The 13270-nt window shown below is 71.3% G+C and carries 16 protein-coding genes and 3 tRNA genes; 11 read left to right on the top strand and 8 right to left on the bottom strand.

What is annotated here, in order from left to right; translation table 11 throughout:
- The first annotated feature begins 50 nt into the window (after positions 1-50).
- The 4 genes from ACX27O_RS01865 to ACX27O_RS01850 all read left to right on the top strand — a co-directional run bounded on the left by ACX27O_RS01865 (position 51) and on the right by ACX27O_RS01850 (position 1335).
- Positions 51-830: a polysaccharide deacetylase family protein gene (locus tag ACX27O_RS01865; protein WP_030332233.1), complete on the top strand. Its 780-nt coding sequence runs from the start codon at positions 51-53 to the stop codon at positions 828-830.
- Positions 831-984: 154 nt separating this feature from the next.
- Positions 985-1057, top strand: a tRNA-Glu gene (locus tag ACX27O_RS01860).
- 31 nt (positions 1058-1088) lie between these two features.
- Positions 1089-1162 (top strand) — tRNA-Asp (locus tag ACX27O_RS01855).
- 99 nt (positions 1163-1261) lie between these two features.
- Positions 1262-1335, top strand: a tRNA-Phe gene (locus ACX27O_RS01850).
- Positions 1336-1635: 300 nt separating this feature from the next.
- On the opposite strand, the gene ACX27O_RS01845 is transcribed toward ACX27O_RS01850, so the two are convergent.
- Entirely contained in the window at positions 1636-2682 is a 1047-nt protein-coding gene (locus ACX27O_RS01845; protein WP_458938849.1) for a hypothetical protein, read from the bottom strand.
- A 166-nt stretch (positions 2683-2848) separates the two neighbouring features.
- On the opposite strand from ACX27O_RS01845, the gene ACX27O_RS01840 reads away from it, so the two are divergent.
- Positions 2849-3376: an SRPBCC family protein gene (locus ACX27O_RS01840; protein ID WP_357650044.1), complete on the top strand. Its 528-nt coding sequence runs from the start codon at positions 2849-2851 to the stop codon at positions 3374-3376.
- A 12-nt stretch (positions 3377-3388) separates the two neighbouring features.
- On the opposite strand, the gene ACX27O_RS01835 is transcribed toward ACX27O_RS01840, so the two are convergent.
- Entirely contained in the window at positions 3389-4093 is a 705-nt protein-coding gene (locus tag ACX27O_RS01835; RefSeq protein ID WP_357637141.1) for a DUF2786 domain-containing protein, read from the bottom strand.
- A 127-nt stretch (positions 4094-4220) separates the two neighbouring features.
- On the opposite strand from ACX27O_RS01835, the gene ACX27O_RS01830 reads away from it, so the two are divergent.
- A complete protein-coding gene (locus ACX27O_RS01830; protein WP_051708467.1) occupies positions 4221-4661 on the top strand; it encodes a hypothetical protein in 441 nt (146 codons plus the stop codon).
- 85 nt (positions 4662-4746) lie between these two features.
- Here ACX27O_RS01830 and ACX27O_RS01825 read toward each other — a convergent pair whose 3' ends face one another.
- Positions 4747-5136, bottom strand: a complete 390-nt coding sequence (locus ACX27O_RS01825; protein WP_030332223.1) for a hypothetical protein — start codon at positions 5134-5136, stop codon at positions 4747-4749.
- Positions 5137-5292: 156 nt separating this feature from the next.
- Here ACX27O_RS01825 and ACX27O_RS01820 point away from each other — a divergent pair, with 156 nt between their 5' ends.
- Positions 5293-6636 carry an ABC transporter substrate-binding protein gene (locus ACX27O_RS01820; protein ID WP_030332221.1) on the top strand — a complete coding sequence of 448 codons (1344 nt, stop codon included), beginning with the start codon at positions 5293-5295 and terminating at the stop codon, positions 6634-6636.
- A gap of 66 nt (positions 6637-6702) precedes the next feature.
- Here the strand turns inward: ACX27O_RS01820 and ACX27O_RS01815 are convergent, their stop codons facing one another.
- Both ACX27O_RS01815 and ACX27O_RS01810 read right to left on the bottom strand, forming a co-directional pair.
- A complete protein-coding gene (locus tag ACX27O_RS01815) occupies positions 6703-7446 on the bottom strand; it encodes an enoyl-CoA hydratase/isomerase family protein (RefSeq protein ID WP_358131327.1) in 744 nt (247 codons plus the stop codon).
- A complete protein-coding gene (locus ACX27O_RS01810; RefSeq protein ID WP_210866973.1) occupies positions 7443-8300 on the bottom strand; it encodes a 3-hydroxyacyl-CoA dehydrogenase family protein in 858 nt (285 codons plus the stop codon). Before ACX27O_RS01810 ends, ACX27O_RS01815 begins: the two co-directional genes overlap by 4 nt.
- A 177-nt stretch (positions 8301-8477) precedes the next feature.
- On the opposite strand from ACX27O_RS01810, the gene ACX27O_RS01805 reads away from it, so the two are divergent.
- Positions 8478-8765 carry a hypothetical protein gene (locus ACX27O_RS01805; RefSeq protein ID WP_210858202.1) on the top strand — a complete coding sequence of 96 codons (288 nt, stop codon included), beginning with the start codon at positions 8478-8480 and terminating at the stop codon, positions 8763-8765.
- A gap of 49 nt (positions 8766-8814) precedes the next feature.
- Here the strand turns inward: ACX27O_RS01805 and ACX27O_RS01800 are convergent, their stop codons facing one another.
- Positions 8815-9594 carry a class I SAM-dependent methyltransferase gene (locus tag ACX27O_RS01800; protein WP_358135373.1) on the bottom strand — a complete coding sequence of 260 codons (780 nt, stop codon included), beginning with the start codon at positions 9592-9594 and terminating at the stop codon, positions 8815-8817.
- A 54-nt stretch (positions 9595-9648) separates the two neighbouring features.
- Between ACX27O_RS01800 and ACX27O_RS01795 the strand changes: the two genes are divergently transcribed.
- The gene (locus tag ACX27O_RS01795) at positions 9649-10038 is read left to right on the top strand and encodes a PPOX class F420-dependent oxidoreductase (RefSeq protein ID WP_458938848.1); all 390 of its coding nucleotides are present in this window, start codon (positions 9649-9651) and stop codon (positions 10036-10038) included.
- Between the two features lie 87 nt (positions 10039-10125).
- Here ACX27O_RS01795 and ACX27O_RS01790 read toward each other — a convergent pair whose 3' ends face one another.
- Together ACX27O_RS01790 and ACX27O_RS01785 are read right to left on the bottom strand one after the other, a co-directional pair.
- The gene (locus ACX27O_RS01790) at positions 10126-10335 is read right to left on the bottom strand and encodes a BldC family transcriptional regulator (protein ID WP_007073996.1); all 210 of its coding nucleotides are present in this window, start codon (positions 10333-10335) and stop codon (positions 10126-10128) included.
- A 250-nt stretch (positions 10336-10585) separates the two neighbouring features.
- A complete protein-coding gene (locus ACX27O_RS01785; RefSeq protein WP_285794297.1) occupies positions 10586-11425 on the bottom strand; it encodes a hypothetical protein in 840 nt (279 codons plus the stop codon).
- Positions 11426-11618: 193 nt separating this feature from the next.
- Here ACX27O_RS01785 and ACX27O_RS01780 point away from each other — a divergent pair, with 193 nt between their 5' ends.
- A complete protein-coding gene (locus ACX27O_RS01780) occupies positions 11619-12701 on the top strand; it encodes a Glu/Leu/Phe/Val family dehydrogenase (RefSeq protein ID WP_458938846.1) in 1083 nt (360 codons plus the stop codon).
- Between the two features lie 300 nt (positions 12702-13001).
- Positions 13002-13217 (top strand): DUF3073 domain-containing protein, encoded by a 216-nt coding sequence (locus ACX27O_RS01775; protein WP_030332207.1) that lies wholly within the window; start codon positions 13002-13004, stop codon positions 13215-13217.
- Positions 13218-13270 lie beyond the last annotated feature (53 nt).

Below are 13270 nucleotides of genomic sequence, written 5' to 3'. Positions count from 1 at the left end.
ACTACCGTCGGGCGGGTCCGCCTACCCCGACCCCCTCCGGGAGCGAGCAGATGCAAGCCCGCGCCGTCCTGGCGTCCGTCCTCGCCGTGGCGCTGGTCTTGTCCGGTTGTGCCCAGCCGCACCGCACCATCGCACCCGTCGGTGCCCCACCGCCGGAATCGACCGCGCCACCCACCCCGAAACCGCACCCCAGTGTCACCAAGCCGGCCAAGCCGCCACTGCGGCCACTGCCGGCCAAGCTGCCCGCCGGTCTGGGTCGCAACACCGGCGTACGCCCGGTGGCCCTGACGTTCGACGACGGGCCCAGCCCAGCCTGGACACCCAAGGTGCTCGACCAACTGAAGGCCGCCAAGGTGACAGCGACCTTCTGCGTCGTCGGTCGGGAGGTGCAGCGCCACCCGGAGCTGGTCCGACGGATCGTCCGGGAGGGACACCAGCTCTGCAACCACAGCTGGCGACACGACCTCGATCTCGCCCGCCGACCCGTCGCCGAGATTCGGGCCGACCTGGACCGCACCAACAAGGCCATCCAGAAGGCCTCTCCCGGCGCGAAGGTGCCGTTCTACCGGCAACCGGGCGGCCGGTGGACGTCGGAGGTGCTCGGGGTGGCCAAGAACCTCGGCATGCGCCCGCTGCACTGGTCGGTCGACCCGCAGGACTGGGACAAGCCCACCGCGGCCACCATCGGCAAACGGGTGCACGCCGCCACCCGCCCCGGGGCCATCGTGCTGCTGCACGACGGTGGCGGAAATCGGGCCGCGACCCTCGCCGCCTGCCCGAAGATGATCGCCGATCTGAAGCGGCGCTTCGGCATCACCCGACTCCACTAGAACCGCCCTGACCTGCGGTTATGACCCGTCCCAAGCCCTTGGTGATACCGATTTTGTCGACCGGCCGGGCATCACGTATGCTTTCGAAGCCTCCGGCGGGGCCGGATGGGAGCAAGTCCGCTTGAAGTTGCGAGTGTGCAATGATGGCGGGGCCGCCCTCATCGTCTAGCGGCCCAGGACGCCGCCCTTTCAAGGCGGTAGCACGGGTTCGAATCCCGTTGGGGGCACGACCGGCGCAAGCCGGAGCAACACAAGCTAGGTCCTGTGGAGCAGTTGGAGTGCTCGCCGCCCTGTCAAGGCGGAGGTCGCGGGTTCAAGTCCCGTCAGGACCGCAGCGCTGACGCCGCGCCCCGCGCGGCGTTCTGCGTATCGGAGCAGGTCGCCTTGCCACCGGTTCGTCCGGTTGCCGGGTAACATGAGCCGAGCGGCACGGCCAGGTAGCTCAGTTGGTACGAGCGTCCGACTGAAAATCGGAAGGTCGGCGGTTCGACCCCGCCCCTGGCCACATAGCCTTTCGCCGGGCTACAGAGGTCCCCACCAGCGGATTCGCAGGTGGGGATCTTGCTGTTTCCGGTGCTTGCTCCGACGACCTCCGGCCAGCCCACGCGCCCAGCCCAACCCGGCTGCGTGACCAGCACCACCACGGGTCCGCTTGATCGGCTCGACTTTCGTGACATCGCGGTGTCCCAGCGCGCGCGACACCGCGATATCAAGGAAACCGAGTCGATCACCCACGCCACGCGGCTACCTGTCGGTCGCGGCGGGCGGCGGGGCGGCGTCGACCGGGGCGGGCGGCGGGGCGGTGTCAGTCGCGGCGACCCTGCGGGCGGTGCTGCGCGACGCCGCCCTGAATCGCCTCCCACACGCTGCGTCCGGCCTGTCGCAACGTCTCCCCCGCCTGCTCGGCGAGTTGGGCCGCACTCTGCGCGGCGCTCTGGGCCGCCGCCTGCGCCGCGCCCGGCAGACCACCGTCGCCATCCCCGGACGGGCTCGGACCGGCCCCAGCCGACTGATCGGGCTTGCCGCGGCCTTCTGCGGCCGCCGTCCCCGCCGACCCCTCGGGGCGTTGCGGCCCCTGGCCCTCCCCGGCCGGCCGCTGTCCCTGCGGATGCCCCTGGTCAGCTGACCCGGGGCCGCCAGCTCGCGGTCCGGGGCCGCCAGCATCTGGTGCCGACCCGGCCGGACCGACCCCGGACCGACCGGCATCCTCACGACCCGCATCCGCCCGATCAGAACCCGGCCGACCAGGTCCCGGCTGATCAGCCGCAGGCCGCCCAGGCCCCGGCTGACCAGGTCCAGGCTGACCAGACGCAGGCCGATCAGAACCCGGCCGACCAGAACCCGGCTGACCGAGAACCTGCCGAGCGGAAGCCGGCCGACCACGGTCGACTGACGGTCCGGCTGCGCCCACCTGCCGGCCCGGCTCGTCGCGTAGGCGGTCCGAGTGCCGGCTCGACGCTTTGATCTCCGCCGCGCCCGAGGTCACCTGTTGGGTGCTGCGCTCCACGTCGTCGACGGCAGTGTGCGCGAGCGCCTCGATGATCTGTGGGTTGTTGTCGAGTGTGTCGAGCGCTCGCCCCAGGATCCTGGTCAGCTGCTCCAAACGGACCCGCAGCTGCGCCTCGGCGTTCACCCCGTTGACGTTCAACTCGCCACCGTTGAGGTGCACCCGTACGCCGGCGTCGACCTGGAGCAGGTTGGCCACTCGGGCGCGCAGCGACAGGTCGGCCTCCAGGCCGTCGACCGCCAGTCGGATGGAGTCGACGGAGACCTTCGGAATGTCGAGCAGGACGTCCGGGTTCCCGCTGTCGACGTTCCGGTCCGGCTCCCGCTGCTGTCCGCTCTCGCTCATGCTCTCCCGCCCCGCCTGCGTTCCGGCCCGGTCGTCCGAGCCGTTGGGCGCGGTTACCCGCTTTCCGGCGCGGCATCCCGTCCGTGACGACCCGGCGACCCTCTGTCTGGAACCGGGCACCGCGCGAAGCTGCACAGCCGGGCATCAGCCGGTATGGTCCGGGCCTATGGGACAGGAATTGACTGATCCGGCCGACATCCGGCAGGACGTCGGCCAATTCTCTCTCCGGTGCGGCCTTGTCGTCCCGGGCTCCGCCGAGCACGCGTTCGCGGTCTTCACTGATGAGCTGACCGACTGGTGGGTCACCGAGTACACCTGGTCCGGCCCGGACGCCTTGGCCGAGCTGGGCATGGAGCCGCGGGCCGGTGGCATGCTCTACGAGTTGGGCCCGTACGGCTTCCGCGCCGACTGGGGTCGGGTGCTCACCTGGGATCCGCCCCGCCGGCTTGTCTTCGTCTGGCAGATCGGCCCGGATCGGGCACCGGTGCCGGACCCGGCCCGCGCGAGCGAGGTCGAGGTGCTGTTCCATTCCGAGGGGCCGGAACGCACCCGGGTCGAGCTGGAGCATCGGCACTTCGACCGGCACGGCGAGGCTGCCGAGGGTTACCGCAAGGCGCTCACCGCCGGCTGGCACGAGTTGCTCACCCGCTACGTCGCCGCGGTGTCGCGCCACCGCCCCACCACGACGGCCTGACGGCCCACGAGATCACCGGCCGAGTTGCCGACCGGCAGCGGCGCCGCCGAGGTCCCGACCACCGAGGTTGGCGCGTTGGCCAGCTTCGGCCCCCGAGCCGAAGCCGGTGCCACCCAACCGGCGCGGCGGTGCGGTGCGCAGCCGCGGGTACTCCTCGGTGAGCCGCCGCTGGACCCGGTCGGACCGGTCGGCCAGCACCAGCGCCATCGACGGCGTACCCGACTCGCTGGCCGCCGCGGTTTCGGCCGCCCAGATTCGGCCGCCCACCACCTCGGCGAAACCGGCCAGCCAGGAGCGCCGGAAGGCCGCGGGGTGGTCGTCGGCCGGCACCTCGGTGGCGGCCAGGCCGTGCGCCGCCTGCACGAGCAGTGAGGTGAAGAGCAGGTCGACCCGTTCCAGGTCGCTGGCGAAGCCGAAGAGGTGCAGGGTGAACCCGTTGCCCTGCCGGCGGCGTACGCAGCGGCAGCGCAGGGGCTCGGCCACCGCGGCGAGCAGGCCGACCTTGTCGCGGGCGTACGGGGCGACGATGTCCAGCACCCGGTCGCCGACCGGGTCGGTGGTGGGGTCGCGGGCGGCGAGGAGGGCCCGGTCCACGCCGTAGCGGGCGATCAGGTCGGTTGCCTTGGCGGTGAACGCGGCCGACTCGGCAGGCGTGCAGGCTGGATCCTCGGCCTGGGCCAGCAGCTTGCGCACCTTGCTGAGGATGGCCTCGGACATGCCTACAGAGCTACCACACCGGCCGGACATCGTCGGGGCCGCGCCGGAATCGATCGATACGTATCATCGTCACGATCAGATGATCAGTCCTATACGGACGGTCAGTTACCTGTTTCCGGAGGAACGAATGCCATCCCCGACCGCTCGCCTGCTCGCCGTCGCCACCGCCACCGCACTGATCGCCGCCGGCACGCCCGCCCGGGCGGAGCCGACAACACCGACCACACCGGTCAGCTCCGGGCCGAACGCGTTCGCCCCGCTCGCCACCTGTTACGGCGGGGCGGTCCGGTCGTACTTCGAGACGGGCCGCTACGGCGGCTCGGCGGGTCAGTACCGCACCACGACGCGCTGTCGCGACATCAACGTCCGCAACGCGAGCGTGTACGCCACCGAAGCATGCGTGATCTTCGTGGACAAGACGAGCGCCTGTAACTACTGGACCTACCTGCCGGCCAACTCGGGCTGGATCACGGTGGCGACCAACGTCAAGGACGGCGTCAACTTCCGGGTCCGTTTCGAGAACCTGCGCTACGAGTACGAGCCGCTGATCGCGTACCACGCGTTCTGACCGACCCACGCGGTCGCGGCGTCCGCCCCCCGACGGACGCCGCGACCCGCCGACAACGCCGCACCCGCCGCGGCCGGCCGACGCGTCAGCCGGCGCGGCTGCGCAGGGTGGCGATCGTCGAGCCGGCAAGCGTCAGCAGGCAGTCCGGGAGCAGCCCATCCGCCGCCGCCGCGCCGAACAGGGCCTCACCGGTGGGTTCGTCCTGATTCGCGTACGCACTGACGAAGCGGGCCACCCAGCGGGTGTCGTACCCGGCCTGGTCGATCCCCGGGAAGTCGAGCGCCGCCCCGCTCGCCGCCGGCGCGTCACCGAGCATTGTCGCCGCCAGGCACCAGGCGACCCCGTACGCGCCGCTCAGGCCGGCCCGGTCGACGACCGCGTCGAACGCTCCCACCACCGCGTCTCCATCGCCGGTCAGCGCCGAACGGAGCACGGCGGCCGCGTCATCGAACGTCTGCTGTGGTAGGTCGGTCACTCAGCGCACAGTAGGACGGGTGGTCAAGTCCCCCAGCAACCGTCACTGTCCGTGTTCAATGCGAGCGACCTGCGCATTACGCCGCCTCCACGGTCCCGCCGCCGGCCTCGGCACGCTAATGTGCGCAGCGGACCTTCGCCGGAGGAAGGACGACCCATGTTCGTAACACGCCGCTCGCGGGTAGCCACACTGGCTGCCTGCGCGACGATCCTGCTCGCCACGAGCGCTTGCGGGGATGACAAGCCCGAGGAGGCAAGCGCCCAACAGGTGCGCCTCTACGGCACGGACGGCAACATGCTCAACTCCTATCCTGCCGAGTTGAAGGAACGGGCGAGCCTCGTCGACGGGATGAAGGGCACCACGCCGCTCACCCCGCTGCCCGACGACTTCAAGAGCCGGCTACGGGCCGTCAATCCGGCGCTGACGGACTACCTCTACTCCGCCGAGACGTACGACGCGGTGGTGATCGCCGTGCTCGCCGCGCAGTTGGCCGGCAGCACCAACCCGGCGGACATCGCCAAGCAGATCGTCGGTGTGACCAACGACGGGCAGCGCTGCGAGGACCCCGCCAGCTGTCTCGCGTTGGCCCGTAACGGGCAGGACATCGAGTACCGCAGCGTCTCGCTGACCCGGGCGGGGTTCACCGACAAGGGCGAGCCGGCCACCGCGAGCTACGCCACGCTGACCTTCGACGGGCAGCAGATCAACGACGGCAAGACCGAGTTCGTCGGCGCCGGCATCGAGTCGGCGGCGAGCACCAAGACGCCGCCGAGGCCGAAGAAGCAGCGCGCCGGTGGGGACCCCGACCAGGAGCCGCTGGTCCTGGGCGGCCTGCTGCCGAAGACCGGTGACCTCGCGATCGCCTATCCCCCGATGGCCGCCGGCGCCGCGCTGGCGATCAAGGAGATCAACGCCGCGGGTGGCGCCCTGGGCAAGCCGGTGACGTGGAAGGACGGCGACGACGGCACCAGCCCGGCGGTGGCCAAGGCGACGGTGGCCAAGCACGTGACGGACGGCGTCAGCGTGATCATCGGCGCGGGTGGTTCGGGTATCTCCCGGGAGGTGCTGCCGGACGTGGTGCAGGCCGGGAAGATCCTCTTCTCCCCGTCCAACACCGACAGCGGCCTGACCGACGTGGAGGACAAGGGCCTCTACTTCCGCACCGCCCCGCCGGACAGCCTCCAGGGCCGGGCACTGGCCGACGTGATCCTCCGCGACGGGTCCCAGAAGATCGTCATCGTCGCCCGCAAGGACTCCTACGGCGAGGGCCTGCAGGCCACCGTCCGCGACGAGCTGGCCAAGGCGGGCATTCCCGACGACCGGCTCAAGCTGCTGACGTACGAGCCGCCGGCCGACGCGAAGGCGGCCCCGGTCGACTTCAGCGGCGGCGCGAAGGAGATCAAGGAGTTCGGTGCGGACGCCGTACTGATCATCGGTTTCGGTGAGTCCGCCCAGGTGATCCGCGGCCTGGCCGACGCCGGGGTGCAGATCGGGCAGTAAGCAGGACCCGAGGCCCACGACGGCCGCACCGGCTTCCCGCCGGTGCGGCCGTTTTCGGGTACGGGGTCAGCGCGGCCGGCGGCGCTGCAGGAACTCGGTCATCCGGCGGTGCTTCTCGTCGTCCTCGAAGAGCACCGCCTGGCTGACCAGGTCGAGGTGCGGGTGCGCGGCGGCTGGCGCGTCCACCGCCAGCTTGGTCAGCCGCACGGCCAACGGTGAACCCAGGGCGATCTCGTCCAGCACCGCGTGCGCCACCGGCAGCAGCTCGTCGGGCTCGTCCACCACCCGGTTCACCAGGCCGATCCGCAGCGCCTCCTCGGCGTCCACCCGCCGGCCGGTGAAGAGCAGCTCCTTGGCCCGACCCTCGCCGATCAACGCGGGCAGCCGGTGGGTCGCGCCGGCGCCGGCCAGGATGCCCAACCGCACCTCCGGCTGCCCGAAGACCGCCCGGCCCGTGCACACCCGCAGATCGCAGGCGTACGCCAGCTCCGCGCCACCGCCCAACGCCGGGCCGTCGACGGCCGCCACCGTCGGCATCGGCAGCGCCCGGATGCGGGCGAAGGCGGCCGAGTTGATCGCGGCGAGGGCGTCGGTGCGACCCCTCTCGCGGAGCTGGCCGATGTCGGCGCCACCGGCGAAGATGCCCGCCGCGCCACCGGTGAGCAGCAGCAGACGCGGACGGGCTTCCAACTCGGCGCAGACCTGGTGCAGCTCGGCGATCAGGTCGGCGTCGATGGCGTTGCGCTTCTCCGGCCGGTCCAGGGTGACCACCAGCCGGTCCGGCCGCTCCTCGATCCGCAGCCCGCTCACTGTTTGACACCGCCTTCCCAGCGGTAGAAGCCGTGCCCTGACTTCTTACCCAGCCGCCCGGCGGCCACCATCTCCTCCAGCAGCGGCGGCGGCGCGAACCGGTCCCCGTACGCGGCCTGGAGGGTGCGGGCGATGTCCAGCCGCACGTCCAGGCCGACCAGGTCGGTGAGCTCCAACGGCCCGATCGGATGCCGGTAGCCGAGCACCATGGCCTTGTCGATGTCCGCCGGGCTGGCCACCTCGTCGGCGACCATCCGGATCGCCTCCAGGCCGAGGGTGACCCCGAGCCGGGAGGTGGCGAAGCCGGGCAGGTCGCGTACGACGACGGGGTCCTTGCCCAGCCGGCCGGCGAGCGCGACGGCCGCGGCGGTGGTCTCCTCGGCGGTGGCCGGGCCGACCACGATCTCCAGCAGCGTCATCGCCCAGACCGGGTTGAAGAAGTGCAGGCCGAGGAAGCGCTCGGGCGCGTCCAGCCCGGCGGCCAGCGCGCCGATGGCGATGCTGGAGGTGTTGCTCCCCAGCAGCTCCGGGCGCAGCGCGGCGGCATCCCGCAGCACCGCCCGCTTCAGATCGAGGCGCTCCGGCACCGCTTCCACGATCACCTGGGGGGCGGGTGCCACCTCGGCGAGGGTGGGGCGCAGCGTCACCCGCTGTCGGTTCGCGGCGGCCTCGTCGGCGCTCAGCTTCCCGCGCTGCACCGCCCGCTCCCACAGCTCGGCGAGCCGGTTCTGCGCGGCCGCGCCCCGCTCGGGGTCCACCTCGACCACCTCGACGGCGTGTCCGGCGCCGGCCGCCACGTACGCGATTCCGAGCCCCATGGTGCCGGCCCCGACGACCACGAAACGATCGCTCATCACGCCTCCCTGCCCCGCCCGCCGACGCGCGGGGTCGCCGCCACGCCGGCCCGGGTGTCCCGCCCGCTCCGCTCGCTCATGCTGCGACAGTAGACAGCGCGACGACCCGGCCCATGCGTGGGGGAGCGCCGGATCGGGTACTGACGGCCCGTCAACCGAGGGAAGGACCGCATCGAGATGAGCCAGGCACCGGAGAGCGTCACCGACGGCGAGATCGTGGAGACCCGAGGCGACGAGCGGGTCGAACTGTTGCGCGCCGACACCAACAACGACGGTCAGACCGACGTGTGGGTGGTGGACACCGACGGCGACGGTAAGGCCGACCTGTTCCAGTTCGACACCGACGGCGACGGCAAGGTCGACATCACCATGGTCGACATCGACGAGGACGGCCAGCCGGACGAGGTGGTCGACGGCGACGGCGGTCTGCCGCCCGAGCAGCTCCCCCCGACCGTCCAGGTCTGAGACGTACGACGGCCCCCGCCTCCGCGCCGCGGAACGCGGGGGCCGTCGCTCAGCCGACGAGGCGCAGGGTGGCCAGGTAGTAGGGGGCGTCGCGGTCGTCCACATCGGTCAACCGCCAGCCGGTGCCGTGCACCAGGGCGGCGAACTCGTCCGCCGAGCAGACCAGGTAGTCGAACCATTCGGTGCTCAACTCGCGGTAGCGCAGCCGCAGCCGCAGTTGGCCACCGAGCCGACCGCGCCGACGGTTGCGCTCGTGGTAGCCGGTGTGCACCGGGTCGCGGGTGCCGTACGGGTCGGTGCCCTGCGCGATGATCTGTGCCCCGGGTCGGGCCAGCGCGGCGAGCGCGGCCAGGAACCCGGGGGCGCGCTCCCGCCCCTCGAACAGTCCGAGGTTGTTACCGAGCAGCAGGAACGTGTCGTACCGGGCGCCGTCGGCGACGTGCGTCTCGACGGTGCCGTGCACCAGCCGCCGGACCCCGCGCCGCCGGCACACCTCCAGCGCGCCGGCGGAGGTGTCCAGCCCGGTGACCGGTACGCCGCGCTCCTGGAGGTGCAGCGCGATGCGGCCGGCACCGGTGCCGATGTCCAGCGTCTCGCCGTGCGCCCGGTCCACAGCGCGGTGGTCGTACGGCTGCCACTGCGCCGGCCCGTCCAGGTAGTGCGCGGCCGGGGCGCCGTTGATCAGCCCGTCGTCCCGTTCGATGATCTCGATGACCGGTCGCGGTAGCCGGCCACCGACCAGGGGTCGGGGGCCCACTCCGGTGGCCACGGCGAGCGTGTCCTGCAGCAGTTCGCCGATCACGTCACCGATTAGAGGCTCAACCGTCACGACGTTCACGCTATCTGGCCACTCAGTGGCCCGCGCCGGTCGTATCCTGGCGGCGTGACCATGCTGGACCGGCTGTCGGCCGAGAAGTACATCCTGCTCACGACCTTCCGTAAGGACGGTCGGGCGGTGCCGACCCCGGTCTGGGCGGTACGCGACGGTGACGCGTTGGCGGTCTGGACCCGGGCCGACTCGGGGAAGGTGAAGCGGATCCGCCGCAACGGCGACGTGACAGTGGCCCCGTGCGACGTGCGCGGTCGGCCGCACGGGGCGGAGGTGTCAGCTCACGCGACGATCTACGGGGGTGGTGACATCGGTCGGGTCCGCGACCTGCTCAAGCACAAGTACCGCCTGATCGGTCGGCTGAGCCTGTTGGGCAGCCGGTTGCGTCGCGGCGAGGGCGGCACTGTCGGCATCCGGGTGACGTTGGCCGAGCCGCGGCGCTGACCCGCTGCCGGCGTCGTGCTCGGCGGGCATGGAAAGGGGCGGCGGATCGAGATCCACCGCCCCTTTCACCAAAAAACTGTTGCCGGCTCAGTCGCCCTGCCGCTGCTGCGGGATCTGGCCCTGCAGCAGCGCCCTGACCTCCGACTCGCGGTACCGACGGTGGCCACCCAGGGTGCGGATGGCACTGAGCTTGCCAGCCTTGGCCCAACGGGTCACCGTCTTCGGGTCGACCCGGAACATCGACGCCACCTCGGCCGGTGTCAGTAGCGGCTCTGGTTCGTGCGTTCGCGATGCCATCGGTCACTCCTCCACATGTATAGACATCGGCCGGGGTCCCGCCGGCCGACGCGTCTCCCATGGTCCGGCTAGTCCCCGATGTCCGACATGGGCCGAACGGATGAAGGTCCCTAGACGGACGGATGAACCATGCCCGATTTTTACGACTTTTACACGGCAGAAAGTACCTTATTGGGACTCATGATCACGGTTCGTGATGCGTCAACTACGAGCGCAACTCACCTTGGGAGCGCTCCTAGAGTGATATGCCCTAGTTGCACCGCTCCAGCAGCTGCACCGCGCGCCACCGTGCCACCAATTTGTCGTACGCGGCGGACGCCTCCTCGGCCTCGCCGCGCGACAGCCCGGCGAGGCCGCCCGCGACCAACTCGGGCGAGTCGTCAGCGGCGAGGGTCTCGTCGGAGAGCAGGTCGACCAGACCCCCGTAGTCCAGCTCGACCACGGACCGTGGATGGAACTCCTCCAGCCAGCGGGCCGCCTCCTCCACCGCCTCGGTGATCGGCGCCTCGCCCACCGACTTGCGCAGCACCGACAGCGCCCGGGACGAACGGCGTCGGGCCTTGGAGATCTCGGTGCGGTAGCGCAGCGCCCGCCGGCCCGGCTGGGTGACCAGGTCCCGCTCGGTCGGGTCGAAGAGCACGAACCACCGCAGCGGTACGCCCCAGGTGGCGATCTGCTCGTGCACCCGAGGCACTCCGTGCTCCAGCACCCGGGCACCACTGCGCCAGTCGTCCACCACCGCCCTGGCCTGCCCGGCGAGCACCGGCGGCACGAAGGCGTCGGCGAGCACCGAGGGCACCCCGTCGCGGGCGCTGAGCGCGGCCTCAGCGACCCGGATGCGCAAGTTCCACGGGCAGACCAGCAGGCTGTCGTCCGTCTCCAGGACGTACGCCTCCTCCGGCAGGTCGGGCAGCCGGGTCCAGCCGGCGCCCAGCGCCTCGATCACCGCCGTCCGCTGCCGACCGGGCCCTTCGACCGGGCCGATCGCGCGCCCCTCCGAGACGTACCGGCGCCAGTAGCTCTGCCGGTCTCGATCGAAGGCGGCCAACGGTTCGTACACGCGCAGGTAAGAAGCGAAGAGCGACGGCACCGCGCGATCCTCCCACGAACCACGCCCGTACGCGGTCAGCGGCCGGAGCACGCGCGCCGCACCGTGGGACGGCACAGGCGTGTCGAGCGCCCGCACGGCGGCCGATACTAGGCTCGATCACACCGGCAGCATCCCCGCCGGGGTCCACCAGGTCCGCGCCCCACAAGGACGCACACCACCGTAGGAGCCAACCATGGGCGTATTCGCCAGCACCGACGACCCGGGATCGACAGGTCACGAACAGGTCGTGTTCTGCCAGGACAAGCAGAGCGGCCTGAAGGCGATCATCGGGATCTACTCCACCGCGCTGGGCCCGGCGCTCGGCGGCACCCGCTTCTACCCGTACGCGAGCGAGGACGAGGCCCTCGCCGACGTGCTGGACCTGTCCCGTGGGATGGCGTACAAGAACGCGCTCGCCGGCCTGGACCTGGGCGGCGGCAAGGCGGTCATCTGGGGCGACCCGGAGCAGATCAAGAGCGAGGCGCTGCTGCGTGCGTACGGCCGCTTCGTGGAGTCGCTGGGCGGCCGCTACTACACCGCCTGCGACGTCGGCACCTACGTGGCGGACATGGACGTCGTGGCCCGGGAGACCCGGTACGTGACCGGGCGCAGCGTGGAGCACGGCGGGGCCGGCGACTCGTCGATCCTCACCGCCTGGGGTGTCTTCCAGGGGATGCGCGCCGCGGCCGAGCACGTGTGGGGCACCCCGAGCCTGCGCGGCCGGCGGGTCGGCGTGGCCGGCCTGGGCAAGGTCGGCAAGTACCTCACCGGGCACCTGCTGGAGGACGGCGCCGAGGTGGTCGCCACCGACGTCAACCCGAAGGCGCTGGCGTGGGTGCGCACCAATTACCCGCAGGTCACCCTCGTCGACGACTCCAGCGCGCTGGTCGCCGCGGACCTCGACGTGTACGCACCGTGCGCGCTGGGCGGTGCCCTGAACGACGACACCGTGCCGGCGTTGCGCGCGAAGGTGGTGACCGGAGCGGCGAACAACCAGCTCGCCCACCCGGGCATCGAGAAGCTGCTGGCCGACCGGGGCATCCTCTACACCCCGGACTACGTGGTCAACGCGGGCGGCGTCATCCAGGTGGCCGACGAGATCGAGGGCTTCAACTTCGAGCGGGCGAAGCTGCGGGCGACCCGGATCTACGACACGACCCGCGAGATCCTGCACCTGGCTGACGCGGAGGGCGTGCCGCCGGCGGTGGCAGCCGACCGGCTGGCCGAGCGGCGGATGGCGGACGTCGGCCGGCTGCGCGCGATCCACCTGCGCTGAGCGTTCCCGGGGGCGGATCGACGAGATCCGCCTCCGGGCCCCGGGTGCCGGCATGGCTGGGTAAGCTGAGTCTGGGTCAAGTTTGATGCGGTTTGTCCGGTGTCACGGGTGCTAACCGTTCCGCTCCTTACCCGGTACACTGGGTGACGGCCGGATCGACGCGACGCGCAGAGCCGGCTGACGGTAACCCGAGGTGCCGAACGTTGGCATCCCCATGTACCGTAAGAGCCACGAGAGATGCCTGACGTCATCGGGGCCCGCCTTCGGGCTGCCCCGCATTCTGTGCGAGGGGGTCGAGCCATGGGGCGCGGCCGTGCTAAGGCCAAGCAGACTAAGGTGGCGCGGGAGTTGAAGTACCACTCCCCGAACACCGACCTCACCGCCTTGCAGCGCGAACTGGCGGGTGCTGGTAAGTCTGAGCACCACTTCGACGACGACTCTAAAGAGTTCGTCGACGACGATGATGAGGATCACGCGGACGACGATCCGGATCCCTGGGTCCGTCCGACCCGCTGACCTCTCGACGCAGCTGAGCACGCGGTAACCTCCGCGTGCTCACGCACGTCCTG

It is taken from the genome of Micromonospora sp. SD19 (assembly GCF_054462275.1).
This window is presented reverse-complemented; position numbering and strand designations above follow the sequence as displayed.